This is a genomic window from Pantoea sp. SO10 (assembly GCF_005281435.1).
Lineage (GTDB): Bacteria > Pseudomonadota > Gammaproteobacteria > Enterobacterales > Enterobacteriaceae > Pantoea > Pantoea leporis.
Map to the genome: position 1 here is coordinate 3,603,468 of NZ_CP040095.1, position 25,049 is coordinate 3,628,516.

Genomic DNA, 25,049 nt, shown 5'->3' on the forward strand with positions numbered 1-25,049 from the left:
CGGTTTCCTCCCGGAACGTAAGCATTCTCGACCAGTTAGTGAAATAACCAACACAGGACATGTCTTAATTAATGGTTTTTAATAGAATCATTAATTGTAAATTGAAGCTGAAAAAAATGGCCTAAATTATAAAAAATCAGACCATTGGTTAATTTTTAGAAAGTGATAAAACTATTTATTCTCTACACTGATAATTACACGACGTTCGCCTTGATAGCATGCTTTCTGCTGCTTCAGAGAGCCCGCGCACTGCGCAGTGACCTGGCTTTCACCCATACTTTGCGATTGAATATAATCACTCGCGAGCCCGTTATTAACCAATAATTTCTTGATTGCATCCGCGCGGCGTTGGCCTAACTTGATGTTGCTTTCCTCCTCCCCAATCGGATCGGTAAAGCCGGTGACGATAATGCGCTGATCGGCTTTATTTTTGCTTTTCAACAAGGTTGCAAATTGTTGAATGGCGCTATGACCCTGAGCGGAAATATCGGCACTGTTCGCGCTACCAAAATTAAACAGCAAATCCGATGAAAACTCATAATTATCATAAGACTGTGTAGTTCCAGCCTTGCACGGCACCACCGCTGAAGCGCGGGAAAGCAAATGAGTTTGCTGACGTGTTCCCACTAATTGCTGCTGAGCCTGTTCGCTATCCATGACCAGAGGACGGCCGGAACCGTCAAGGCTGGCAATGATATAATAGGTTTTGCCCGCCGCCAGATTATCGCGCCATGGTTGTTGCTGCTTGCCCTGATAACCTGGCGCATCATCGATATAACTTCCCAATGAATGTACACCCGGTTTCAGGCAAAACACCGTGTAGCCGCCGGTTAATAATGCCGTTTGGAATTCGCCATCAACATAGATGTGTGCTGCTTTATTATTATTATCGTCTGTAGCTCGATAATAAACGATGCGGGTTTGCTCTGAGGCCGCTGCAGGCATGGATTGCCAGGCTTTGCCAAAATTCGATTGCGCTTGGAGAGTTGCGCTGATGGACAATGACGCAAGCACCGTGGCAATAGCATATTTTTTAAGTTTCATTATAACTCCAGAAAACAGGCGCCAGGCGACGCCTGTTTTTATTCTATTAATCGCAATGATGTGATAATTATTCAGATAAATAATGAATATCTAAATCCTTCAAAGCTGTAATATCGAGAGACATCACGCCGTCCACTGCAGAACTCTTAATATCCGCATCGAAAACCATATTACTTAAAATGCTTTCATCAATATTATTGAGTAATGCAGATTCTTCCTGCGCTTCATTGAATAACGTGTCACCGTTTGCCGAGAGCAGCTCAGATAATTCAACATGGCTGAGTAAATCAGGGAAGAGATCGCCCGGATCGATGGGTTCCGGTGGAATCGTATCGATCTCAACTTCAAAAGCTTCGGTTTTAGCTGTTACTACGCCTTCAGCATTTTTAAATGCCGCTTCAATCTTGTAAACATCATCAGATAACTCTGGCGTGGCGATACTCCACTTCCCGTTCTCATCTACGACAGAGGAGAGGTAATAATGGTTATTGCTCCCACTGAGCCAGATATAAACGATATCGCCCGCGTTGCCGGTTCCACCCACAAAAATCGTTGAATCATTCACCGCATCGCCGTTAGCAATAGGCTGTTTACCGATGAAATACTTTTCGCCGTTATCCAACATTTCATCACGATACACGTCGTCAACCGCGCCAGTTACCGGTACATCGGGATTCGGAATCACTTCCTTGCCGGGATCAATAGGGTTATTCGGATCGTTAATTTCGATAATGACTTTTTCTGAAGGCGCAGATTCATTACCTGCTGGATCCACTTCAATAATCTGGAATTCATGATCGCCATTACCAATGGCTTTTTCTGGGGTGAATTGCCACTTTCCTTCGTCATCGACAACGGTGCTGCCGATAACCTGGCCGTTATCAATGATTTTAATGATGTCGCCTTTTTCACCGACGCCAGAGAAGGTTGGCGTGCTGTCTTGCGTTTCGCCACCATTTTCAATCAACTTACCTTCATCATCAGCGATGGCACCAATGCCTTTATTTTCTGGTGCTACGGTATCAACCTCGATAATCCAGGCTTCGGAAGGCAGCGATTTATTCCCGACTTCATCTACGACGACGATGCTGAAATCATGTTTACCCTCTGACAGCGTCGGGCTGGTGTAGGTCCAGTTACCCTCGCTGTCTACTTTGGCAGTGCCCAGCAACTGGCCATCTTTCCAGATTTCAACGGTAGCGCCCGCTTCGGCCTTACCCGCCAGCGTCGGCGTGTTGTCTTTGGTGATGCCATCTTTCACGATCTCTTTCGGCGGATTTACGCTGTCATCCACCATGCTACCAATGGTGCCCTTGGCAGGGGCGGTCAGATCGATAACGAAGCTCCAGGCCTCGCTTGAATCGCCTACTACGCCACTTTCATTGCGTTCACGTGTGGTGATGCTGTGGCTACCGGCGCCCAATGCTTTACCGGGTGTAAAGGACCATGTGCCGTTTTCACCAACCGTGGTTTCACCAATTTTTGTGCTGCCATCCCAAATTTCAATGACATTCCCTTTGGTGCCCGTGCCGTTCAGTGTCGGCGTGGTGTCATCGGTACGGCCGCCTTTCGCGATCAATCCGGTAATGCTGCCCACGTCGTCATACAGGCCGTTAACTACAGGGACGTTTACATTGCCGCCGCCGCTGTCGCCGCCACCTTTACCGCCGTCATCACCGCCCTTCCCGTTGTCTCCACCATTTTGATCGCTGCTACCGTTTCCGTGAGCGTTTTTATCCTGATACTGCTCTTTGGCTGCCACGTAGCCCAGGCCGGCGGCCGCAGCGATAGCCGCCAATCCGCCTAAAGCGATCAACGCCGGAGACCATTCAAATCCCGAGGCCAGCATGAAACCAGAATCGGTATCAACCGTGCTCTCTCCAAGCGCTAATGCGGTGGTTTCGCCATCAGCCAATGCGGCAGCATCGTGATCGGCATTACCATCGGTAGCGACGTATTCATGCATGGCGCCATCTTCAGCTTTACCAACTAAAGCACCTGATTTAGCAAAAAAGTCTTCGATAATCAGATCCGGTTCGCTGGCGTCGGATCCCTCCAGCATCACCAGCAGATCTTTCCCGACACGCTTAACGGTAATGTTTTCTGGTGCAACGCCGTCATTACCTTGGGTCAGCAAATATTTGCCGTTGGTAATAGCCTGAACTTTTGCAGCTTTACCGTCTTTACCTACACGCAATGCTTCCGCTTTCGTTATTGTTTTTTTATCAATAACCGCAACACTCACGGGCGAAACGTTCATGTTTAATCCCTTCCGTACATTAGATTTTGATTGTGCGATTGCGTACAAACGCAGCAATCTCCCTGGCTTAACCCACCTGTGCGGGCTCAAAGTGAGCGACATAATCGGGAAAGAGAGATTTCCGAGACATAAGAAACGTCCCGTTAGGAAAGAAAAAATTTCCCAACATTGACAGAAAAGTTATTAGTTAATTAACTATATGAATTAAAGCGTTTTTATAAATAAAGATATGAAGATGAAGGGTAAATTATTGAGCAGGAACAAGACTATAACAGATGATTTTCCTGAATTTTTTCGCGTAAAAAACTCAGAAAACAGGTAATGCGCGAGGTAAGGGATTGATTGCGATAATAGACCGCGTGGATGGGTAAACGCTGTTCACGGGTTTCCGTTGCCAAAACCTGTACCAAACGCCCACTCTCGCGATCTTCACGGCTGACAAAATCGGATAAACGTACGATACCTTGCCCAGCTAAAGCCAGTTGACGCAATGTTTCACCACTGGAGGCGGACAGCGTAGGTTTGATACGCAGGAACTCGCCTTCGCGCTGCCAAACCGGCCAGACGTTGTGTACATCAAGTTGACTGAACCCCAACAGCTGATGGTTCGCCAGTGCATCAACGTTTTCCGGTACACCAAACTTTTCAAGATAATCTGGGCTGGCTAACAGGCGTATGGCGCTGCTTCCGAGCACACGCGCACGCAGCGTCGAATCGCGCAGTTCGCCGATGCGAATGGCGATGTCCGTTTGCTGCTCCAGCAGATCGATCACAATATCGTCGGTGTTTAATTCCAGCTGAATCAGCGGGTAGCGCTGACGAAACTCCGCCACCAGCGGCACAATGACGTGCAGGGTAAATGGCGTATTGGCATTGACGCGTAAGCGTCCAGAAGGAATGTCCCGGCGCTGCGCGATCAGTTCTTCCGCCTGTTCAACCGACGCCAGAATCTGCCGCGCATGATCGAGAAAAATCAGCCCCTCTTCGGTCAATGCCAGGCGACGCGTGGTGCGATGCATTAAGGTGGTTTGCAGCTTACCTTCCAGCCGGCTAAGCGCACGGCTTACGCCAGAGCTGGTTTGATCTAACTGCTCCGCGGCTGATGTGATTGATCCGGTATCCACCACCGCAACCCAGGCACGTAACTCTTCCAGTGTTATTTTCAAATTCCCATCCTCAAAGATCGAGACCTGTCTTAGCGCGGTTTCTGAAACTTTTGGCTTAAATTACGCCACTTTATTAGCGGCAGGATATCACAATGCGCCATAAACCTCGGGTGGCTAACGATTTACGTCAGCAACAAGCGGTAACCCAGTTGCTGCAGCAAGGGCGACAGGAAGAAGCCTGGCGTAAGATTCGGGCACACCTGACGCTTGCTCCCTACGATGGCTGGTTCCTTCATGAAGCCGCACGGCTTGCACGGCGCAACGGCGATCTGGATACGGCGCAGCGCTATTATCAGCGGGCGCTAAAACTTGCGCCAACAGATGCGGGATTACTCAACGGTCTTGGCCTAACCCATTATGACGCCGGGTGCTGGAGCGAGGCGGAAGCCTGTTATCAGGCTGCGCTGCAATCACATATGGGCTATGCCGCCTGTCACAATAACTACGCTATTTTGCTGCATAAACAGCAGCGCTATCACCTTGCTTTAGATCAGTATCGATTGGCGCTGCAAAGCCAGCCTGATTATACCGAAGCCCGCTATGGCTTTAGTACGTTGCTAGCGCACATGGGCCAGCTAAAAGAAGCAGAAAGTCAGATGAAGCAAGTATTGCAAGTGCGTAACGCCGATCAACGTTGCCGAAATTCGCTCGGCATGGTTCAGCTACAACAAGGCAACTTCGCTGCTGGCTGGTCTAACTATCAGGCGCGTTATGCGTCCGATAATCCCGATCGCTTCTTTACCTTACCGAAACTCCCTATTCGCTACTGGCAAGGAGAGGATCTGCGCGGTAAAACGCTGTTGGTAAGGACCGAGCAAGGCATGGGGGACGAAATTCAATTCTGTCGTTATCTCACACGCGTTAAAACTGAAAAGCATGCGATAAAAGTGATCATGCTGGGCAGCAAGTCCTTAAAATCATTGATGGTCACGCTGCCGCACCTCGATAATTATCTGACACGGGAAGATGTACAACACACGTTGCCACCGGCAGATTACTGGTGCTCTCTACTGGATTTACCGCAGCACTTCCTCAACTCAACACAGCCCTTTAGCGCGCATCATCCCTATCTGTTTAGCTCTGCAGAGCAACAGGCGAGGTGGCCGATTGAGGGGAACGGGAAAAAAATTGGTATCGTATGGAAAGGCTCTAGCGGGCATAAGAATGATAGCCAACGATCGCTTGCGCACCTTTCACAGTTTGCACCTTTATTTGACCTGCCTGATATCAACTGGATTAGCTTGCAAAAAGGTGCAGGTGAAGAGGAAATCGCTGACTTTCCACACATACAGCCGCTTGGTGCCCAATTCACTGATTATCAGGATACCGCCGCGGTCATTTCACAACTGGATTTGGTGATTGGTGTAGATACGTCGGTGATCCACTTAGCAGGGGCGATGGGGATACCTTGCTGGGTATTACTTCCCGCCTGGGCGCGAGACTGGCGCTGGTTGGAAAATCGCGATGAATCGCCGTGGTATCCGCAAATGAGATTGTTTGGGCGCGGGCAGGATGAAGCGTGGAGCACGGTTATTACGCGGGTTAAACAGGCATTACAGCAGCAATAAAACAGGGACGCCGCGGCGTCCCTGTTTTTTTACACTTCGAGGTCGGCTAAATCGCCTTTCTCTTGAAGCCAGTTGCGGCGGTCTTCCGAGCGTTTCTTCGCCAGCAGCATGTCCATCACGCGTAGGGTTTGATCGACATCCTCATCGCTGATCGTCAATTGCACCAGACGACGCGTATTCGGATCAAGCGTGGTTTCGCGCAGCTGCAGCGGGTTCATTTCACCCAAGCCCTTAAAACGCTGCACATTCGGCTTACCTTTCTTGCGCTTCAACTGGTCCAGCACGCCCTCTTTCTCATCTTCATCCAGGGCATAATAGACTTCTTTGCCGAGATCGATGCGATACAGCGGCGGCATCGCCACGTACATATGGCCGTGTTGCACCAACGTACGGAAATGCTTCACAAACAGCGCGCACAGCAGCGTGGCAATGTGCAGACCATCGGAGTCCGCATCCGCGAGGATACAGATTTTGCCGTAACGCAGTTGGCTCAGATCTTCGCTATCAGGATCGATACCGATCGCCACTGAAATATCATGCACTTCCTGTGAGGCCAGCACTTCGTCCGAAGAGACTTCCCAGGTATTGAGGATCTTACCTTTCAGCGGCATGATCGCCTGATAATCACGATCGCGCGCTTGCTTGGCGGAACCGCCCGCAGAATCCCCTTCGACGAGGAATAGTTCGGTTTTGTTCAAATCTTGTGCGGTGCAGTCAGCCAGTTTGCCCGGCAGCGCCGGGCCGCTGGTGAGTTTTTTACGCACCACTTTCTTCGCGGCGCGCATGCGGCGCTGCGCGCTGGAGATTGCCAGCTCGGCCAGCATTTCAGCCGCCTGCACGTTTTGATTCAGCCACAGGCTGAAGGCATCTTTGACCACCGCTGAGACGAATGCCGCACACTGACGCGACGACAGGCGCTCTTTAGTCTGCCCGGCAAACTGTGGATCCTGCATCTTCACCGACAGCACGTACGCGCAGCGATCCCAGATATCTTCTGCCGACAGCTTCACGCCGCGCGGCAAAATATTGCGGTATTCGCAAAACTCGCGCATGGCATCCAGCAAGCCCTGACGCAAGCCGTTAACGTGCGTACCGCCTTGCATGGTTGGGATCAGGTTAACGTAGCTTTCTGTTAGCAGCTCTCCGCCTTCCGGCAGCCATAGCAGCGCCCAATCCACCGCTTCCACATCGCCAGCAAAACTGCCCACAAAGGGTTTTTCCGGCAGCGTGGGTAAGCCGTCAACCGCTTCACACAAGTAATCGGTCAGGCCATCCTGATACATCCAGGTTTGTTCGGTGTCGTTGACCTTGTCTTTAAAAACAATTTCAACGCCCGGACAAAGCACGGCTTTGGCTTTTAACAGATGCGATAAACGGGAAACCGAGAAACGCGGGCTATCAAAGAAGCTTTCATCTGGCCAGAAGTGCACGCTGGTACCGGTATTGCGTTTACCGACGGTGCCGGTAACCGTAAGATCCTGCACCTTGTCGCCATTTTCGAAGGCAATCTGGTAGATTTCGCCGTTACGACGCACGGTAACTTCCACGCGCTTCGACAAGGCGTTAACCACCGAGATCCCGACGCCGTGCAAGCCGCCTGAGAACTGATAGTTTTTGTTGGAGAATTTGCCGCCCGCATGCAGGCGACAAAGAATCAGCTCAACCGCTGGCACGCCTTCTTCCGGATGGATATCCACTGGCATGCCACGACCATCATCAATAACTTCCAGCGACTGGTCGGCATGAAGAATGACTTCCACGCGTTTAGCGTGACCGGCCAGCGCCTCATCGACGCTGTTATCGATCACCTCCTGGCCCAGGTGGTTCGGGCGCGTGGTATCGGTGTACATCCCCGGACGACGACGCACCGGTTCAAGGCCGGTCAGGACCTCAATGGCATCGGCATTATAGCTTGATTGGCTCATCGTAAATGTCTGATTAGCAATAGGAAAATGGCCCCACCTCGCAAGGTCACTGGGTGTTTAATCCCAGAAAATCAACGATCTGTGCGAAATGGCGTTCGAATCCGATATAGGCATGATTGCCGCCCTCTTCAACCGTCTGGCGGCATGCGCTGTAATACTCCAGCGCCTGGCGATAATCGAGTATCTCATCGCCGGTTTGTTGCAGCAGCCAGAGTAAATCGGGCGCTTCAAGAGGGTCAATCTGCATTACTTTCAGATCGTAAATGTGGCGAGACTCTAACACATATTGCTGGCCGGTGTAGGGATTACGGTTTTCGCCGAGGTAATCCACTAACAGCTCAAACGGCCGTACGGCGGGATTAACCACCACCGCTGGCAACATAAAACACTGCGACAGCCAGGTAGCAAAATAGCCGCCCAGCGAAGATCCCACCAATCCCAGCGGTTCACCGGCATATTGCATCACCAGATCTTCCAGCATGCTGGCGGCTTCAGACGGAAACGTCGGTAGTTGCGGCACCATCACATTAATATGCGGATGCTGTTCGTTGAGCCACTGCTGCAGCTGCGTGGCTTTCGCCGATTGCGGGGAACTGTTGAAGCCATGCAGATAGATCAGCGCCGCCATTGCTTAGTAGCCCTCGGAATCAAGATCGGGGCGGAACATGTCACTTTGCAGGCGGTTCACTTCGGTCTGCAGCGTGCCGTCGGGCTGCAAGGTAAACCAACGCCAGCCCGGCGCCAGCGTATCAATGGTGAAGTTAGTGCAATGCGGTTTGAACTGGACGCAGGTTGATGGTGAAGCCATCACACGGCGACCATGCCAGTCGAGATCGAGTTCCTGATGAATATGGCCGCACACCAGATTGCGTGCGCGTGGGAAGTGCTGCAGTACCGCTTCCAGCTGATGCGGATTGCGCAAGCTGTGCTGATCTAACCACGTACATCCGGAAGCCAGCGGGTGATGATGCAGTAGTACCAAAGTGTGGCGTTCTGGGTACTTGCTAAGTGCGGTGTGCAGCCACTCCAGCTGGTATTCGCTCAACATGCCGTGTGGCACTCCAAATACCTGGCTATCCAGCAGCACCAGTTGCCAGTGATCGCCCAAAAGAACGTGCTTGTCAGATTTGATACCCGCGTCGGCCAGCGTATCCACCATTGCCGGCTGAAAATCGTGATTTCCCGGCAACCAGACGCAAGGTTTTGGCAGACGATTAATGCCTGCTACAAAGTGTTGGTAAGCTTCGACGGTGTGATCCTGAGCGAGATCGCCAGTGGCGATAATCAGATCATACTGGCGCTGTTGTACTTCAATAGCATCCAGTACCGCATCAAAACTCGACCAGGTATTTACCCCAAGCAGCGATTGATGTTTTCCGGCGAAAAGATGGGTATCCGTGATTTGTAAAATCCTGATATCAGACCCATCTTGCGCAGGAAGAGTTAGCAGGCTATCCAAAGCGTTTCCTTAATCTCCACGCCATCGTTGCGTTTTTTACGCTATCAGCAAACCGGTACTGCCACAGCGCCGTGCGCTAAGCAGTAACGCAACCAATCCGCAAGGAACTGGTTAATCTGATGTTTTTCATCGCGCTGATGCAGTTTTTTATTAGGATAATCATAGCGCGCTTTAAATCGGTAGATCTGTTTAGTGGAACACACTTCAGCGACCATCGCATCATGGTAGAGCCGCACCGACATAGAAGGCAGGCTCCAGTAACTCACTGCGGGCGCCACCTGACGCACTTCCACCAGCGTGGTGTACCGCGTCGATTCTTCGATGGTGAGCTGATAGCTGGCGCCATTCACCTGATAAATCACCGATGCGCCTGCCTCGTCATTGCGCGGCAGCAGGCGACGCAGCTGGGCGAAATTGGTTTCGCACAGGCGCATCATTTCGGGAAAGTCAGGGGTATAGCGCTGTTTCATTTTAGCTTCCACTCTTGTCGTAGTTTTTCATGGTGCAACGCCAGCCATTGCAAGGCGATGACAGATGCCGCGTTATCAATAATCCCCTCTTCCACCCAGCGATAAGCTTGTTCGCGGCTCACCACATGGACAAGAATATCCTCATTCTCTTCCTCCAGCCCGTGATTTCCCTCTGCCAGGCTGGCATCCACTTCGCCCACCAGCACCGATAAACGTTCAGACGTTCCGCCGGGGCTGGCTAAGTAATTCACTATCGGTTTGACGCGGCCAACCTTAAGGCCAGCCTCTTCTACCGCCTCACGTCGTGCGACATCTTCTGGTGTTTCGCCAGGTTCGATGATGCCAGCCACCATTTCCAGCAGCCAGGGCGTTGGGCTGGAATCAAAAGCGGGAATGCGGATCTGTTCGATCAGTACCACTTCATCACGCAAGGGATCATAGGGTAGCAGCACGGCGGCGTGTCCGCGCTCAAAAACTTCGCGCACCACTTCACCACTCATTTCGCCATTAAAACGACGGTGGCGGAAACGGTAGCTGACGATGGAAAAAAAACCATCGTAACGCGTTTCGCGTGCAATAATTTCTACATCGTTTTTTGTGAAAGTCACAGGGGATTTTTTTTCACTCGCCATCGTCTGATTCCTTATGCAGATTGGGATGGAGCAAAGAAAAGCCAAGTCTACCGCTCCGTCCGAGTGGTTCTTTTTGAATTATTTACGTAAATTAGGGGAAGAAGGCACGTTCAGCCAACTTATCTCTGACGCCGCCTCTGTAGAATCGGCGATTATTTTTTTGGCTTACCTGCAGCACTACCAGTGCATTTTGCTGCAACAAAAGGAATGCAAATGAAAAAACTGCTCCCACTTTTTATTGGGCTGACTCTGGGCGGATTCAGCCTTGCCAGCCAGGCAGAAAACCTGTTGCAGGTCTATCAGCAGGCGCGCCTTAGCAACCCCGATCTGCGATCTTCAGCCGCTAACCGCGACGCTGCATTTGAGAAAATCAATGAAGCGCGTAGTCCTTTATTGCCGCAGTTAGGCTTGGGCGCAGATTACACTTATAACAATGGCTACCGTGACAGCAGCGGACTTCATTCCAACACGACCAGCGCCTCTCTGCAATTAACTCAAACTATTTTCGATATGTCGAAATGGCGTGCGCTGTCGCTGCAGGAAAAACAGGCTGGTATTCAAGATGTTACCTATCAGGTTGCTCAGCAAGACCTGATTCTTAACACGGCGACTGCCTATTTTAACGTGTTAAAGGCAATCGACACGCTTTCTTACACCGAAGCACAGAAACAATCTATCTACCGCGAACTGGATCAAACCACGCAGCGCTTTAACGTGGGTTTGGTCGCGATTACTGACGTGCAAAACGCCCGTGCACAGTATGACACCGTGCTGGCTAACGAAGTGACCGCACGTAACAACCTCGATAATGCGGTGGAATCGCTGCGTCAGATTACCGGCATGGATTATCTGTCGCTGGCTTCATTGAATATCGATCGTTTCAAAACCGCGCGTCCAGATGCTGTGGCCAGCCTGCTGAAAGAAGCGGAAAGCCGCAACCTGACCTTGCTCTCTGCGCGTCTGAGCCAGGATCTGGCGCGTGAACAGATTCGTTCAGCCGAAACCGGCCACATGCCGACGCTGGATTTGACCGCCTCAACCGGTATGTCGAATAGCAAATATGGCGGCAGTCGCGCCAATCAGAGCGCTGGCAGCACCGATTCCATCACCGGTTCTAACCAGGTTGGCTTGAGCTTCACCATGCCACTTTACAGCGGCGGCTCGGTCACCTCGCAGGTGAAACAAGCGCAGTACAACTATGTCGCGGCCAGCGAACAGCTGGAAGGCGCGCATCGTAGTGCGGTTCAGACGGTACGTTCATCATTCAATAACGTGAATGCCTCTATCAGCAGCATTGATGCTTATAAGCAGGCCGTTGTCTCTGCACAAAGCTCACTGGATGCGATGGAAGCCGGGTATCAGGTCGGTACGCGTACCATCGTTGATGTGCTGGATGCGACCACCACGCTGTTCAATGCTAAACAGCAGCTTTCTGATGCGCGTTATAGCTATCTGATCAACCAGCTGAATATCAAATATGCGCTGGGTACGCTGAACGAGCAGGATCTGCAGCAGCTGAACAGCACGCTGGGCAAAGAGATCACCACGACTCCTGAAGTGGTGGCGCCGGAGAATAACCAGCAGGCCGCGCGTGTGGATAACGGTCCGAAAGCTTCATCGCCTTCAACTGCCGCACAAGCCCGTCCAGCTGCCGCACACAGCAGCGGAAATCCATTCGGTAATTAATTCCCCAGGGGGCCGTATGCGGCCCCTTTCGCATTCAATCGTATAGCTACGTAAAGATCCTTTCCCCATCTGGCTTCGCGCTTCATTTTCCACCGCTCATCCCCTATCCTTACCCCACCTTTGGGCACAGGATGAAAATAATGAAACGGACGAAAAATATTCGCCATGCCGCTTTTCGTAAAAGCTGGCAGGCACGCCACTTAACGCCAGTCGCCTTTGCCGTTAGCGCAGTGTTTATGCTGGCAGGCTGCGAGCAGAGTGACGAAACGGTGTCGCTCTATCAAAACGCGGATGATTGCGCCAAAGCCAATCCAGGCCAGAGCGCGCAATGTACCACTGCGTATAACAACGCACAGAAAGAAGCCGAACGTACCGCGCCAAAATACGCTACACGCGAAGATTGTGTGGCTGAGTTTGGTGAAAACCAATGCCAGCAAACGCCTGCACAAGCGGGTGTGGGCACCACCGCAAACAATGCTGAAGCTCAGCAAAGCGGTAGCTTCTGGATGCCGTTGATGGCCGGTTACATGATGGGACGTATGATGAGCGGCGGTGCAGGGTTTGCCCAGCAGCCCCTGTTCTCGCCAAAAAATCCGAACAGCCCGGCAAACGGTAAATTTGTTGATGCTGCGGGTAAAAACTACGGTAATGCCACATCGGGCCGCACCATCAACGTGCCGAAAACAGCAATGGCGCCGAAACCCGCGACCACTTCCACCATTACGCGTGGCGGCTTTGGTGACAGCGTGGCAAAACAAAACACCATGCAGCGCAGCAGTGCTTCTGGCACCGGCAGCCGCTCGCTGGGAGGCTAAGCCGCAGCATGCAACGTATTGCAATCCCCGAACGTCCAGACTGGCGTGAAAAAGCCGCGGAGTATGGTTTCCAGTTTCACACCATGTATGGCGAACCTTACTGGTGTGAAGATGCGTACTACCAATTCACGCTAGCGCAGGTTGAACAGCTTGAGGATACCACCGCCGAATTGCACCAGATGTGTTTGCAGGCGGTGGAAAAAGTGGTGAACAGTGACGAGCTGCTCACCCGTTTCTGTATTCCTAAGCACACCTGGGACTTTGTGCGTGATTCCTGGAAGTTGCGCCAGCCTTCGCTCTATTCGCGCCTCGATCTGGCATGGGATGGCAAAGGTGACGCTAAGCTGCTGGAAAACAACGCGGATACACCAACCTCGCTGTATGAAGCCGCCTTCTTTCAGTGGATTTGGCTAGAAGACCAGGTCAAAGCGGGCAATCTGCCGCAGGGCAGCGACCAGTTCAACAGCCTGCAAGAGAAGCTGATTGAGCGCTTCGCCACGCTGCATCAGCAGTTCGGTTTCAACTGGCTGCACTTCTCCTGCTGCCGTGATACCGAGGAAGATCGCGCCACGGTGCAATATCTGCAGGACTGCGCAACTGAAGCCGGCTTGCCGAGCGAGTTTCTCTATATAGACGAGATTGGATTGGGTGAAAGAGGCCAGTTTACCGACGTAAACGATCAGGTCATCAGCAATCTGTTTAAGCTCTATCCGTGGGAATTCATGCTGCGCGAAGTGTTCTCTACCAAGCTGGCGGATGCGGGCGTGCGTTGGCTGGAGCCGGCCTGGAAAAGCATCATTTCCAATAAAGCGTTGTTACCGCTGCTGTGGGAAATGTTCCCTAATCATCCCAATTTGCTGCCCGCTTACTTTGCCGATGATAAGAACGCGCCGCCGATGGATAAGTACGTGGTGAAACCGCTGTTTTCACGCGAAGGTGCCAATATTCGTATCATTGAAAACGGTCAGGAGATCGCCCGCGCCGATGGTCCGTATGGCGAAGAAGGCATGATTATCCAGCAGTTCTATCAGCTACCGAAATTCGGTGATAGCTATACCTTGATCGGCAGTTGGCTAATTGACGATCAACCTGCGGGCATCGGCTTACGCGAAGATCGTGCCTTGATCACGCAGGATCTGTCGCGCTTCTATCCGCATACCTTTGTTGAGTAAAGGCTGTGCCGCCCGCACTCTTCGGGCGGCCTTGCGCATTAGCCAATCTGCACTGACATCATGCTGATCGCGCCCAACTCCATCCCTTCCACAGGAATGCTGATCGCTTCATCAGCGGCACGTGCGCCAAGAATATAGAGCAGCGGTAGATAGTGTTCAGGCGTTGGGTTCGAAAGCTTTGCATCCGGATGCTGCATAAAGTTCACCAATGGGTGATCTGCTGCCTCACCGTGGAAATCCAGATTCTCACGTACAAACTGATTAAAGCTCTCCGCCCACGGATACGCAGTTTCTGCGCCTTGCCAGCGCAGCATACGCAGATTGTGCACCACGTTACCGCTGGCCACGATCATCACATCCTCATCTCGTAATGACGCCAGCTTTTGCCCCAATGCGTAGTGCCATTCAGCAGGTTTAGTGCCGTCGATACTCAGTTGCACCACTGGGATGTCGGCATCGGGATACATTTTTGCCAGCACACCCCAGGAACCATGATCAAAACCCCACTCCTGATCGGCATGAACGGCGATCGGAGCCAGTAAATTCATCACTTGCTGAGCCAGTTCTGGCGATCCCGGCGCGGGATAGCGCACATCAAATAGCGCCTGCGGGAAACCACCAAAATCATGGATTGTGCACGGATTATTCATCGCCGTCACCGCCGTGCCGCGTGTGTACCAGTGCGCCGAAACCGCGAGAATCGCACGTGGACGCGACAAGGTTGCGCCCAATTGCTGCCAGGTTTGGGTATAACGATTATCTTCCAGTACGTTCATCGGGCTGCCGTGACCAAGGAACAGCGCAGGCATGCGTGTAGTGCTCATGATTAATCCTTTGACGAAGTGTCGCTTTGTTAACCGCTACGATACGCGCTTTCGCTGGGGGATTAACGCTGATAAGTATGATGGTCTCTGTCAGAGAATTTGAATGATATAGGGCGAATAAATTCGACACAGGTTAGGTCTTAATATTGCACGCGAGCCTTTTAGATATCAGTGATATAGCCCGCACCTAAGACCGAGCGAGACCAGTCTTGTTACATCCAATCAATCTACTTCTTAAACTCCACTCGGTTTTAGAAAGATGAGTTGGAATTTATGTTAATTCAGGGAGCAATATTGTGCCTGGCGATGAATATCTACCATGAAGCGCGTGGCGAACCGATTAAAGGACAAATAGCCGTTGGTACGGTGACCATGAACCGGGCCAATTGGGATGTCAAAGAGATCTGTCCTGTGGTGTATGCACCTAAGCAGTTCTCCTGGACGTCTCTCAAAAAGCATCCTTATCGTTATCCACCACATGAAGATAAAAGCTGGCAACGCGCCAGAAAGCTGGCACAGAAGATTGTTGAAGGGGAATTACAGGACGTAACGAAAGGCGCGACCTTTTTCCATGCACATCATGCTAAACCGGCCTGGCGTCATACCTTTCAGCGTACAGTAGTAATTGGCAATCACGTGTTTTATGCCAATCGTTAAAACAAAAAAAAGAGGCCAGATAGATATCTATCCGGCCTCTTTCTTCTGTATTAATTCAGTTAACTGGCGTGACGCGTTTCTCGCTGACGGCGATATGCCACCAAATCTTCAATGGTGACGACCGGCATATCGTGTTGCTTTGCAAACACGATCGCTTCTGGCGCGTGCGCCATGCTGCCATCATCATTGGTCAATTCGCACAATACGCCCGCAGGTTTGAATCCTGCCAGCGTCACCAGATCGATAGTCGCTTCGGTGTGTCCACCACGCGACAGAACGCCGCCTTCACGCGCACGCAGCGGAAACACATGGCCCGGACGGTTAAGGTCTGAAGGCTTCGCGCCATCAGCCACCGCAGCGCGAATCGTGGTGATGCGATCGGCAGCAGAAACGCCGGTGGTCACACCGCTTGCAGCTTCAATTGTCACCGTGAAACCGGTGCCGTAAGCGCTGGTGTTAGTTTCCACCATCATTGGCAGCTCAAGCTGCTGACGGCGCTCTTCGGTGATGCAGAGGCACACAATACCGCTGCCGTGACGGATGGTTAATGCCATCTGTTCAACGGTCATGGTTTCTGCCGGGAAGATCATGTCACCTTCGTTTTCACGATTTTCATCGTCGAGCACCATTACACCGCGGCCGTTGCGCAGCGCATCAATGGCGCGCTCTACACGCTGTTCAGGCGTGCCAAATTCAGAAAGAAGCGTCTGATTCATGGTAAAAAACCTTATAAAATATGAGTTACCAGAACCAGGGCGTGCTTAGGAGTGCGTACAAAACACATGGCAAAAACGTGACGCGGGCAAAGCCCGGCTGATGTCGTTACCCTCTCCCATCCGGACTCTAACCGTCGGCTCCGGAATTACACCGGATCTGCTGACCTCTCACATTGCTGTGAGAGCGCTCGCGGGCTTTCAGCGAGAGCTGATTTACCGCCGGTGGGGAATTTCGCCCCGCCCTGAGAATAAGCGAACAAACTATAACGCCAATCATCTGGTCGGGCAATCGACAAAAGTGCAAATGCTTTTGCATTTCCTGCGTTGCGGATTTCAGGTTTAACCTTTTCGTTTCAGGCATTACACTTAATAGCTATTGAGTCCGAACACGCGCAGCTATCGGCCACCGTAACCAGGAAATAATCATGATCGACACGAAAAAAATTGAACAACTGGCTCGCCAGGTACATGAAGCGATGCCGAAAGGGATTCGCGATTTTGGCGATGATGTCGAAAAGAAAATCCGTCAGGTATTGCAGGCGCAGTTGACGCGCATGGACCTGGTTAATCGTGAAGAGTTTGATGTGCAGACGCAGGTACTGCTGCGCACGCGCGAGAAATTAGCTGCGCTGGAACAGCGCCTGGCGAAGTTAGAAAGTGAAAGTCCAGCGGCACCCGCGCCGGCGATCGTCACGCCAGATCCCGCTGGGAAAATCGATACTCCGCAGTAAGCTAATGGGCGGGAGTTTTCCTCCCGCCCATTCACACTTAATGACTGCGAATCGTTTTGATGATGTTGCTGGTTGAGATGCCATCTTCGAAGTTTAATACGCGCACGTCACCACCGTTTGCCCACACTTCTTTGCTACCCGCGATATCTTCCGGCTTGTAGTCGCCGCCTTTTACCAGCAGATCTGGCAGCACTCCCGCAATCAGACGCTGTGGCGTATCCTCTTCAAACAGCACCACCCAATCCACCGCTTCCAGCGCACCCAGCACAATCATACGGTTTTCTTGCGGATTGACCGGACGCGTTTCGCCTTTCAGACGCTTCGTCGAGGCATCACTATTAACGGCCACAATCAGGCGATCGCCCAGCTTGCGCGCATTCGCCAGATAAGAAACATGGCCAGCGTGCAGAATGTCAAACACGCCGTTGGTCATTACCACTTTCTCACCACGCTGACGCGCCAGCGCAACAGCGGCTTTCAGCTCCGCTTCGGTCATCACACCAAATCCCGTTTCCGGACGGGCGTGAATGGCATTTTCCAGCTCAACAGTGCTGACAGTGGAAGTACCGAGCTTCCCGACGACGACGCCAGCCGCAGCATTCGCCAGGAAGCAGGCTTCTTCCAGGCTGTCGCCAGCCGCCAGCACCGCGGCTAGCACGCCAATCACCGTATCGCCCGCACCGGTCACGTCATACACTTCCTGCGCCTGCGTAGGCAGATGCAGCGGCGCTTTGCCCGGCTGCAGCAGCGTCATTCCGTTTTCAGAACGGGTTACCAGCAGCGCGGAAAGCTCATAATCAGCGATTAACTGCATGCCACGACTGACAATCTCTTCCACGCTTTTGCATTTACCCACAACCGCTTCGAATTCAGACAAATTCGGCGTCAGCAGCGTTGCACCGCGATAACGTTCAAAATCCGTGCCTTTAGGATCAATCAGTACCGGCACTTTAGCTTCACGCGCTAATTGAATCATGGTCTGCACGCTGTTCAGCGCGCCTTTGGCGTAGTCAGACAGCACCAGCGCACCCGCTTGCGTCAGCGATTGACGCATACGATCGTGAATCGGCTGCGGATCAATCTGCTCAAAACCCTCTTCGAAATCGAGGCGAATCAGCTGTTGATTGCGCGAAAGCACGCGCAATTTGGTGATGGTTGGATGGCTTTGTACCGCCACAAAATCACAGTTGACGTTGACCTTTTGCAGGGTTTCGCTTAACACGCGCGCGGCATCATCGGCGCCGGTCAAGCCAATCAGCCGTGATGCTGCACCGAGCGCAGCAATGTTCATGGCGACGTTTGCCGCGCCGCCTGGACGCTCTTCAATGGTATCCACTTTCACCACCGGCACCGGCGCTTCCGGGGAAATACGGCTGGTTGGGCCATACCAATAGCGATCTAACATCACATCGCCGACGACCAGCACAGTGGCCTTGCCAAAAGTGGGCAGTGTTACTTTCATTCAGAGACTCCAACACGGTCAAAATAATGCGCGGGATATTACCACATAAGCCATCAGGCTCACCGTTCCGCGCTGTCAGATTGGGTACCGCTTAACCAACGCTGCCAACTGTTGTTGACCACCGTGCGTTCAGCGACAAAGGCTTCAGGCGCCACATGGCCCGGTAATTCCTGCAATGCCAGATGGTGCAGTGCATCACGCAGCGTAACGTACGCATGCGTTAAAGCCTGCGCCTCTTCATCCGGCATAATGCCATGACGCGCCATCAATTCGAAAATACGGACATTATCCGACCAACGCGTCAACGCTGGCTGATCGGCCGCGTAGCTTAAGACAAGGTATTGCGCGATGAATTCAATGTCGGTGATCCCGCCCTCATCGGTCTTAATTTCCCAGCGACCTTTATGTTTGTTGCTGAGATGCGCCCGCATTTTTTCGCGCATTTCACGCACTTCTTTTTGCAACGTCTCAACGTCTCGCGGCAGGCAAAGAACGTTACGGCGGATTTCATCAAAGCGTTCACAGAGCGCAGGTTCGCCAAACACGATGCGCGCGCGCACCAGCGCCTGATGTTCCCAGGTCCATGCTTCGCTGCGCTGGTATTCGTTGAAAGCGGAAAAAGTACTGACCAGCATGCCCGCCGCGCCAGAAGGACGCAGACGCGCATCCACTTCATACAAAATGCCGGACGACGTGCGCGTGCTAAACAGATGCATTACACGCTGCGCCAGGCGCAGATAGAACTGGCGACCATCAATGACACGCTCGCCATCGGTTTCCGCATCATCCGGACAATCATGCAGGAACACCAAATCAAGGTCAGAGCTGTAACCCAGCTCCCAACCACCCAGCTTGCCATAACCGACAACCGCAAAACCGCGCTCACTGTCGCTAGTCAAATGCGATGGACGACCATATCGCTGCACCATCATCTGCCAGGCTTGCTGCACCACGGATTCAATAATCGCTTCTGCCAGCCAAGTTAAGTGATCGCTCACTTTCATTACGGGTAGCGTTTCAGCAATATCGGCAGCGGCGATGCGCAGATGCTGCGCCTGTTTAAACTGGCGCAATGCTTCCAACTGCTGCTCTTCGTCATCGGTGGGAATACGCAGCAGATATTGGCGCAGTTCGTCGCGGTAAGCGTCGGTTGCGGTAGGTTGATACAGCGTTGCGGGATCGAGTAACTCATCCAGCAGCAGCGGATAGCGCGCCAATTGGCTGGCAACCATTGGTGACGCGGCACACAGACGAATCAGATGACGCAGCGCGCCATGATATTCGGTGAGTAATTCCAGATAAGTGCTGCGCGTCAGCACGCCCAGCAACAACGGCGTTAGACGATTCAGCAATACATCGGCATCTTCGCGCGGACAAACTTCCCTGAGCAGACGCGGCATCAACTGGTCGAGCGCCAGACGACCGCGCGGACCAATAGTACGGCGGCTCACATCCTGGCGGAAGTTGTTCAACGCGTTGTAAAGCGCGTGACGCTGCGCATCGTCCAATTGCGGTACTACCGGGATGAGATCGCTCTCTTCCAGCGCGTCCTGCCACAGCCCGGCAAACTCAGCCAACTGCGGCTGATCGTCGACATCCGGTGCATCGTCGCCAATCAGCTCGTCAAAGATGGCGCGCACACCGGCCATTTGCAGCTCAAGCTGCGCCATCAGTGCGTTCCAGTCTGCCGCACCCATCGCCCAGGCTAAGCGCTGGCGGTCGAGTTCGTTCTCTGGCAGCGTTTGCGTTTGCTCGTCATTAATGCTTTGCAGCAGGTTTTCCAGCCGACGCAGGAACAAATAGGCTTCACGTAGATGATCGACCTGTTTCTGACTTAACAAAGCCAGCTCACCAATCGCTTTGAGCGTAGGGAGCAAGGAGCGCAGTTGTAGTGAGCGCTCACGTCCGCCGCGAATCAGCTGGAACACCTGCACAATGAATTCCGTTTCACGAATGCCGCCTGCGCCGAGCTTAATGTTGTCTTTCAAGCCGCGTCGACGCACCTCGCGCGCAATCATGCCCTTCATGTTACGCAGCGATTGAATTACGCTGAAATCGATATAGCGGCGATAGACGAACGGCCGCAGCATTTGCTGCAATTCCTGGCTCCAGTGGCCGTGATCGTCGCCCATCAGCCGGGCTTTGACCATTGCATAGCGTTCCCAGTCGCGGCCCTGCTCCTGATAATAATCTTCCAGTGCCGCGAAACTCAGCACCAGCGGACCGCTATCACCAAACGGACGCAGGCGCATGTCCACGCGATAGACAAATCCATCCACCGTTGGTTGATCGAGCACTTTGATCAGCCGCTGCCCAATGCGCGTGAAGAATTGCGCATTGTCGAGCTCGCGCCGTCCACCTTGGGTTACGCCGTTTTCCGGCCAGGCAAAAATCAGATCGATATCAGAAGAGAAGTTGAGTTCACAGCCGCCGAGTTTACCCATGCCGAGAATCAGCATCGGCTGGGCTTCACCCGCTTCATTGCATGGCGTACCAAAGTCGCGGCTGCAATCCTGCCAAACCCAGTCGCGCGCGGCAGCGATGAGGATTTCCGCCAGCGTGCTAAGTTGCTGCAAACTTTGTTCGGTAGTGGCGTGTTGCAGCGCATGCATCCAGGCGATGCGTACCAGCATATGACGACGGAACAAACGCAGTTCACGCATCAGGGAGGTTTCATTTTCAACCGAGTGCAGCACGTCATTTAGCCAGCGGGCATAGTGCTGCCACTCATCTGGCGCAGGCGCTTGCTGTTGCAGATGCTGCCACCATTCGGGATGCTGCTGCAGGTTATCGAGGATAAAGTCACTAAAGGTCAGCGCGCCCGCCTGTTCTGGCGTGAACGCTGAGGATGGCAAATTAAGTCGCTCTGCCACATTAGCCAACTGCGCCTGCATGAGCGCCGGTAACGGTAACAACATCTTCTCTCCCTGATTGGATTTTTCGTTAGCGTTTGATTCCGCTATTGAGCCAGAAAGGTGCGGGGCGCACGGCCAGGTTAACCAGATGCATTAAGCCACGCTCCTGCTTCTCTCGAATCGCATGCTGTAACTCCAGCCAACCGTCCAGCCAAACATTCACCTCTTCGGCCGGATAAGCACCCGCCAGCAGGTTCACCGCCAACAGCTGGCGATTCAGGCGCGTGGCTTTATCCTGGAACTCATTGAACAGTTGAACATCAACGAATGTTTCTCTGAGATCGGCGGCAATACGACTTAGCATAATATCGCTGAAGCGCTTGAACGATCCCTGCAGCTTGCTTTTGCTCTTGTCGTCGAGCCATTTTTGCCACTGCGACTCAACCAGCCAGTGAGTAAGTGCTAACTGAGCTTCAACCGAGGTTAACGAAAAGCAGGTAGCTTCAGCATTGTTCTCATCATCGGCCAGCAACTCTTCCTGACGGGTTAATTTCTGGCGCAGATCGCTGCTGGCTTTGCGTGGCACCAACGCACCAAACAGTGAGAACGCCTGACGCAGCGTTTCCAGCGCATCAATTACCGCTGCTTTGGCATCTTTATTACCACGCAGCCACACTTCTTCGTGATATTGCCAATGATTCAGTGCCGCAGTCATTGCGTTGATCATGCCCTGCTCAACCGACGCTTTCGCGGCGATTTTCTGCAGTGGCAACGTACGGATGGGGCGCGGTAAGTTACCTTGGGCCAACTGATAGCCGCGCGCGGCTTTGCTCAGGCTGCCGAGACGTAATCCGCCCATCGTAATCAGCGCTTCAGCGAACTTCAGCATGTCATCGCGTTGACCACTTTTGAGCTCCAGCTCGACTTCATAAAGCGGTTCGCTGAATTCACCGGCAGCGACTTCGCCGCGGTCAAACGCCACTTCAATTTCGCTGTCGCCAAATTGCACCAGCCAGGCTTCGCGCTGGAAATGAGTGCTGAACAGCGGCTGCAGGCGCGATTGCAGTGCAGCAATATCGGTGCCCTGCGGCCAAATCTCGGCTGGCAGGCGCGCGATATCCAGCTGCGGCTCCGTGAGATCAACATTGTATTCCGGACGCTGATGCAGACCGCCAACGGTTTTACCGGCCGCTTTCAGCGTCATTTCATAGCGTTGATCAACGCCACGAATGCGCAGGCCCATGTCCCAGCGACGCAGTTGGTTGTCGTCGGTTTCATAATAGATATTGGTCAGCTCGCGCGCGGCGAAGTGCTGATGTGGCCACGCGGCAAGCTTTTCCGCCAGTTTTTCGGCGGCTTGCGGTGTAGCAATGAACTTTAATTCGATTTCGATGGTCATAATTTTTATTCAATACGCTGCTGGCACTTACGAGTTTAATCTGGCGAAGAGTAATGCACCGGAAGCCCGCTGTCTCCGCTTTCTTGTGCTTTTACGACCCTTTTCGCACCGGATTGAGACCAGGATAGTTCTCATTCAGATTTTTGAGAAGCGTCTCCAGACTGTGCCGGTAATTTTACGCCATTAAGAAAAAACGACATCGAATGAAAAAAATCACACTTGCTGCCCTTTCTTTGCTGGCTTTCAGCGCCATCACACCTGCTCATGCTGCTGACGAAAAACGCTACATCTCCGATGAATTATCCACTTGGGTGCGCAGCGGTCCGGGCGATCAATATCGCCTGATCGGTAAGCTGAACGCCGGAGAGGAAGTGACCTTGCTGCAGACCAATAACGACTCTCAATATGGTCAGATTCGTGATGCAGAAGGCAAAACTAACTGGATTCCACTGTCGCAACTGAGCGCCAGTCCTAGCCTGCGTACTCGCGTACCACAGCTGGAGCAGCAGGTTAAAGATCTGACGGCCAAGCTAGCGAATATTGACAACAGCTGGAATCAGCGCACTTCTGAGATGCAGAACAAAGTCGCCAACAGCGACGGCACCATTGATGGCCTGAAAGCGGAGAATCAGAAGCTGAAAAATGAGCTGATTGTCGCGCAGAAGAAAGTCAGCGCCGCCAATGTGCAACTGGATGACAAGCAGCGCACCATCATCATGCAATGGTTTATGTATGGCGGCGGCGTGCTGGGCGTTGGTCTGCTGTTGGGTCTGTTGCTGCCGCATATGGTGCCGCGTCGTAAGAAAAACGATCGCTGGATGAACTAACGCGCCACGCAGATTTGTTCTTTTATTTAAGGGGATCGTAAGATGCCCCTTTTGGCGTGCCCGATATTTAGCCAAAGTATGCAACAATAAAGTAACAAGCGTGTTCAGCACGCAATTTTTGATCTGCCTCTGGAGTGGTTGAGTGAAGACGTTTCTGGTCGGTGGCGCAGTGCGCGATGCCTTACTGCGTTTGCCGGTAAAAGATAGAGATTGGGTTGTTGTAGGCGCGACGCCAGATGCGATGCTGGCGGAAGGTTATCAGCAGGTTGGCCGGGATTTTCCGGTTTTTTTGCATCCGCGAAGCCGTGAAGAGTATGCGCTGGCGCGTACGGAACGCAAAAGCGGCAACGGTTACACCGGCTTTGTGACGCAGTTCGCGCCGGATGTCACGCTCGAGCAAGATTTGCAGCGCCGCGATCTCACCATCAATGCCATCGCTCAAAGCGACAGCGGCGAGCTGATTGATCCATATGGCGGCCAGCGCGACCTGGCGAAACGCCAGCTGCGCCATGTTTCCGCCGCCTTTAACGAAGATCCGCTGCGTGTACTGCGCGTGGCGCGTTTCGCCGCCCGCTTTGCCCATCTGAATTTCCGGATTGCTGATGAAACCCAGGCGCTGATGCGCGAAATGGCGGTCAGCGGCGAACTGGCGCATCTCACCGCAGAACGAGTGTGGAAAGAGACGGAAAAAGCGTTGCTGACGCGCAATCCACAGGTCTATTTCCAGGTATTACGTGATTGCGGCGCGCTGCAGGTGCTGTTCCCGGAAATCGATAATCTTTATGGCATTCCGGCCCCGATCAAATGGCATCCCGAGATTGATACCGGCATCCATGCGCTGATGACGCTGGCGATGTCCGCTGCGCTCTCGGATCAGCTTGATGTGCGTTTCGCTACGCTGTTCCACGATGTCGGTAAGGCGCTGACGCCAGCAGAAAAATGGCCGAGCCATCATGGTCATGGCCTCGCGGGCGTGCCGATTGTTGAAGCGCTGTGCCAGCGCCTGCGCGTGCCGAATCAGGTGCGTGATTTGGCGTTAGTGGTGACCGAATTCCATGACGTGGTGCACACCATTGAGCGCCAGCCAGCTGACGCGTTAATCGCGCTTTTTGATCGAATTGATGCCTGGCGCAAGCCCGATCGCGTGGAGAAGATGGCGCTGACCAGCGAAGCGGATGCGCGCGGGCGTGCGGGTCTGGAAAGCATGACTTATCCGCCAGGCGACTATTTGCGTCAGGCGTTTGCGCTGGCGCAAGCGGTGCCAACCAAAGATGTGGTGGCAGCAGGTTTTAAAGGGGCGGAAGTGCGGGAAGAGTTGACGCGTCGGCGTGTGGCGGTGCTGCAGGCGCAATTGATTAACGCGCGGCCAGTGTAACCAGCC

The 25,049-nt window shown here is 52.9% G+C and carries 22 protein-coding genes and 1 riboswitch; of the genes, 9 read left to right on the plus strand and 13 right to left on the minus strand.

Features of this window, described 5'->3' with window-relative positions; genetic code table 11:
• Positions 1-171 precede the first annotated feature (171 nt).
• From FCN45_RS16570 to FCN45_RS16580, 3 genes are all read right to left on the minus strand, one after another.
• Positions 172-1,044: an OmpA family protein gene (locus tag FCN45_RS16570; protein ID WP_137386547.1), complete on the minus strand. Its 873-nt coding sequence runs from the start codon at positions 1,042-1,044 to the stop codon at positions 172-174.
• A 67-nt stretch (positions 1,045-1,111) separates the two neighbouring features.
• Positions 1,112-3,304 (minus strand): Ig-like domain-containing protein, encoded by a 2,193-nt coding sequence (locus tag FCN45_RS16575; RefSeq protein ID WP_137386548.1) that lies wholly within the window; start codon positions 3,302-3,304, stop codon positions 1,112-1,114.
• Between the two features lie 266 nt (positions 3,305-3,570).
• Positions 3,571-4,470, minus strand: a complete 900-nt coding sequence (locus FCN45_RS16580) for a LysR substrate-binding domain-containing protein (RefSeq protein ID WP_101763001.1) — start codon at positions 4,468-4,470, stop codon at positions 3,571-3,573.
• Between the two features lie 149 nt (positions 4,471-4,619).
• Here FCN45_RS16580 and FCN45_RS16585 point away from each other — a divergent pair, with 149 nt between their 5' ends.
• On the plus strand, positions 4,620-6,038 hold the full coding sequence (locus FCN45_RS16585; protein WP_246862541.1) for a tetratricopeptide repeat protein: 1,419 nt from the start codon (positions 4,620-4,622) through the stop codon (positions 6,036-6,038).
• A gap of 29 nt (positions 6,039-6,067) precedes the next feature.
• Here FCN45_RS16585 and parE read toward each other — a convergent pair whose 3' ends face one another.
• Genes parE through nudF form a run of 5 tightly spaced genes read right to left on the minus strand, consistent with a single transcriptional unit; the run spans position 6,068 to position 10,524 of the window.
• Positions 6,068-7,963: a DNA topoisomerase IV subunit B gene (gene parE / locus FCN45_RS16590; protein WP_137386550.1), complete on the minus strand. Its 1,896-nt coding sequence runs from the start codon at positions 7,961-7,963 to the stop codon at positions 6,068-6,070.
• 46 nt (positions 7,964-8,009) lie between these two features.
• On the minus strand, positions 8,010-8,591 hold the full coding sequence (gene yqiA, locus FCN45_RS16595) for an esterase YqiA (RefSeq protein ID WP_137386551.1): 582 nt from the start codon (positions 8,589-8,591) through the stop codon (positions 8,010-8,012).
• A 3-nt stretch (positions 8,592-8,594) separates the two neighbouring features.
• On the minus strand, positions 8,595-9,422 hold the full coding sequence (gene cpdA, locus FCN45_RS16600) for a 3',5'-cyclic-AMP phosphodiesterase (protein WP_101762997.1): 828 nt from the start codon (positions 9,420-9,422) through the stop codon (positions 8,595-8,597).
• Positions 9,423-9,466: 44 nt separating this feature from the next.
• Positions 9,467-9,892, minus strand: a complete 426-nt coding sequence (locus FCN45_RS16605) for a DUF1249 family protein (protein WP_008103400.1) — start codon at positions 9,890-9,892, stop codon at positions 9,467-9,469.
• Positions 9,889-10,524, minus strand: a complete 636-nt coding sequence (gene nudF, locus FCN45_RS16610) for an ADP-ribose diphosphatase (RefSeq protein WP_101762996.1) — start codon at positions 10,522-10,524, stop codon at positions 9,889-9,891. The genes FCN45_RS16605 and nudF overlap by 4 nt, the downstream gene beginning before the upstream one ends.
• A 25-nt stretch (positions 10,525-10,549) precedes the next feature.
• On the opposite strand from nudF, the gene FCN45_RS16615 reads away from it, so the two are divergent.
• From FCN45_RS16615 to FCN45_RS16630, 4 genes are all read left to right on the plus strand, one after another.
• Positions 10,550-10,741 (plus strand): hypothetical protein, encoded by a 192-nt coding sequence (locus FCN45_RS16615; RefSeq protein ID WP_225614418.1) that lies wholly within the window; start codon positions 10,550-10,552, stop codon positions 10,739-10,741.
• Entirely contained in the window at positions 10,738-12,210 is a 1,473-nt protein-coding gene (tolC, locus tag FCN45_RS16620; RefSeq protein ID WP_137386552.1) for an outer membrane channel protein TolC, read from the plus strand. Before FCN45_RS16615 ends, tolC begins: the two co-directional genes overlap by 4 nt.
• Before the next feature lie 140 nt (positions 12,211-12,350).
• On the plus strand, positions 12,351-13,025 hold the full coding sequence (locus FCN45_RS16625; protein WP_061720467.1) for a DUF1190 family protein: 675 nt from the start codon (positions 12,351-12,353) through the stop codon (positions 13,023-13,025).
• An 8-nt stretch (positions 13,026-13,033) separates the two neighbouring features.
• Positions 13,034-14,197 (plus strand): glutathionylspermidine synthase family protein, encoded by a 1,164-nt coding sequence (locus FCN45_RS16630; protein ID WP_137386553.1) that lies wholly within the window; start codon positions 13,034-13,036, stop codon positions 14,195-14,197.
• Positions 14,198-14,235: 38 nt separating this feature from the next.
• On the opposite strand, the gene ygiD is transcribed toward FCN45_RS16630, so the two are convergent.
• Positions 14,236-15,021 carry a 4,5-DOPA dioxygenase extradiol gene (gene ygiD / locus FCN45_RS16635; protein ID WP_137386554.1) on the minus strand — a complete coding sequence of 262 codons (786 nt, stop codon included), beginning with the start codon at positions 15,019-15,021 and terminating at the stop codon, positions 14,236-14,238.
• A gap of 273 nt (positions 15,022-15,294) precedes the next feature.
• On the opposite strand from ygiD, the gene FCN45_RS16640 reads away from it, so the two are divergent.
• Positions 15,295-15,678, plus strand: a complete 384-nt coding sequence (locus FCN45_RS16640; RefSeq protein ID WP_110867311.1) for a cell wall hydrolase — start codon at positions 15,295-15,297, stop codon at positions 15,676-15,678.
• A 59-nt stretch (positions 15,679-15,737) separates the two neighbouring features.
• On the opposite strand, the gene ribB is transcribed toward FCN45_RS16640, so the two are convergent.
• Positions 15,738-16,394, minus strand: a complete 657-nt coding sequence (gene ribB, locus FCN45_RS16645; RefSeq protein ID WP_008103416.1) for a 3,4-dihydroxy-2-butanone-4-phosphate synthase — start codon at positions 16,392-16,394, stop codon at positions 15,738-15,740.
• 104 nt (positions 16,395-16,498) lie between these two features.
• A riboswitch (FMN riboswitch) is annotated at positions 16,499-16,648 on the minus strand.
• Between the two features lie 171 nt (positions 16,649-16,819).
• On the opposite strand from ribB, the gene FCN45_RS16650 reads away from it, so the two are divergent.
• Complete coding sequence (locus tag FCN45_RS16650) at positions 16,820-17,125, plus strand: accessory factor UbiK family protein (protein ID WP_110867312.1); 306 nt, start codon at positions 16,820-16,822, stop codon at positions 17,123-17,125.
• Between the two features lie 37 nt (positions 17,126-17,162).
• Here FCN45_RS16650 and hldE read toward each other — a convergent pair whose 3' ends face one another.
• The 3 genes from hldE to FCN45_RS16665 are packed head-to-tail and all read right to left on the minus strand — an operon-like array spanning position 17,163 to position 22,841.
• Positions 17,163-18,587: a bifunctional D-glycero-beta-D-manno-heptose-7-phosphate kinase/D-glycero-beta-D-manno-heptose 1-phosphate adenylyltransferase HldE gene (gene hldE / locus FCN45_RS16655; RefSeq protein ID WP_137386555.1), complete on the minus strand. Its 1,425-nt coding sequence runs from the start codon at positions 18,585-18,587 to the stop codon at positions 17,163-17,165.
• A 59-nt stretch (positions 18,588-18,646) separates the two neighbouring features.
• Complete coding sequence (gene glnE, locus FCN45_RS16660; RefSeq protein WP_137386556.1) at positions 18,647-21,505, minus strand: bifunctional [glutamate--ammonia ligase]-adenylyl-L-tyrosine phosphorylase/[glutamate--ammonia-ligase] adenylyltransferase; 2,859 nt, start codon at positions 21,503-21,505, stop codon at positions 18,647-18,649.
• Positions 21,506-21,530: 25 nt separating this feature from the next.
• The gene (locus tag FCN45_RS16665; RefSeq protein ID WP_137386557.1) at positions 21,531-22,841 is read right to left on the minus strand and encodes an inorganic triphosphatase; all 1,311 of its coding nucleotides are present in this window, start codon (positions 22,839-22,841) and stop codon (positions 21,531-21,533) included.
• Between the two features lie 203 nt (positions 22,842-23,044).
• Between FCN45_RS16665 and FCN45_RS16670 the strand changes: the two genes are divergently transcribed.
• A complete protein-coding gene (locus FCN45_RS16670) occupies positions 23,045-23,668 on the plus strand; it encodes a TIGR04211 family SH3 domain-containing protein (protein WP_101762988.1) in 624 nt (207 codons plus the stop codon).
• Between the two features lie 142 nt (positions 23,669-23,810).
• A complete protein-coding gene (locus tag FCN45_RS16675) occupies positions 23,811-25,043 on the plus strand; it encodes a multifunctional CCA addition/repair protein (protein WP_137386558.1) in 1,233 nt (410 codons plus the stop codon).
• The last annotated feature ends 6 nt before the right edge of the window (positions 25,044-25,049 follow it).

Bases quoted from the DNA above. Each gene is read 5' to 3' on its own strand.
- FCN45_RS16570 (WP_137386547.1), bottom strand. From the start codon at position 1,044: ATGAAACTTAAAAAATATGCTATTGCCACGGTGCTTGCGTCATTGTCC.
- FCN45_RS16575 (WP_137386548.1), bottom strand. From the start codon at position 3,304: ATGAACGTTTCGCCCGTGAGTGTTGCGGTTATTGATAAAAAAACAATA.
- parE (WP_137386550.1), bottom strand. From the start codon at position 7,963: ATGAGCCAATCAAGCTATAATGCCGATGCCATTGAGGTCCTGACCGGC.
- yqiA (WP_137386551.1), bottom strand. From the start codon at position 8,591: ATGGCGGCGCTGATCTATCTGCATGGCTTCAACAGTTCCCCGCAATCG.
- FCN45_RS16605 (WP_008103400.1), bottom strand. From the start codon at position 9,892: ATGAAACAGCGCTATACCCCTGACTTTCCCGAAATGATGCGCCTGTGC.
- nudF (WP_101762996.1), bottom strand. From the start codon at position 10,524: ATGGCGAGTGAAAAAAAATCCCCTGTGACTTTCACAAAAAACGATGTA.
- FCN45_RS16615 (WP_225614418.1), top strand. From the start codon at position 10,550: ATGGAGCAAAGAAAAGCCAAGTCTACCGCTCCGTCCGAGTGGTTCTTT.
- tolC (WP_137386552.1), top strand. From the start codon at position 10,738: ATGAAAAAACTGCTCCCACTTTTTATTGGGCTGACTCTGGGCGGATTC.
- FCN45_RS16625 (WP_061720467.1), top strand. From the start codon at position 12,351: ATGAAACGGACGAAAAATATTCGCCATGCCGCTTTTCGTAAAAGCTGG.
- FCN45_RS16630 (WP_137386553.1), top strand. From the start codon at position 13,034: ATGCAACGTATTGCAATCCCCGAACGTCCAGACTGGCGTGAAAAAGCC.
- ygiD (WP_137386554.1), bottom strand. From the start codon at position 15,021: ATGAGCACTACACGCATGCCTGCGCTGTTCCTTGGTCACGGCAGCCCG.
- FCN45_RS16640 (WP_110867311.1), top strand. From the start codon at position 15,295: ATGTTAATTCAGGGAGCAATATTGTGCCTGGCGATGAATATCTACCAT.
- ribB (WP_008103416.1), bottom strand. From the start codon at position 16,394: ATGAATCAGACGCTTCTTTCTGAATTTGGCACGCCTGAACAGCGTGTA.
- FCN45_RS16650 (WP_110867312.1), top strand. From the start codon at position 16,820: ATGATCGACACGAAAAAAATTGAACAACTGGCTCGCCAGGTACATGAA.
- hldE (WP_137386555.1), bottom strand. From the start codon at position 18,587: ATGAAAGTAACACTGCCCACTTTTGGCAAGGCCACTGTGCTGGTCGTC.
- glnE (WP_137386556.1), bottom strand. From the start codon at position 21,505: ATGTTGTTACCGTTACCGGCGCTCATGCAGGCGCAGTTGGCTAATGTG.
- FCN45_RS16665 (WP_137386557.1), bottom strand. From the start codon at position 22,841: ATGACCATCGAAATCGAATTAAAGTTCATTGCTACACCGCAAGCCGCC.
- FCN45_RS16670 (WP_101762988.1), top strand. From the start codon at position 23,045: ATGAAAAAAATCACACTTGCTGCCCTTTCTTTGCTGGCTTTCAGCGCC.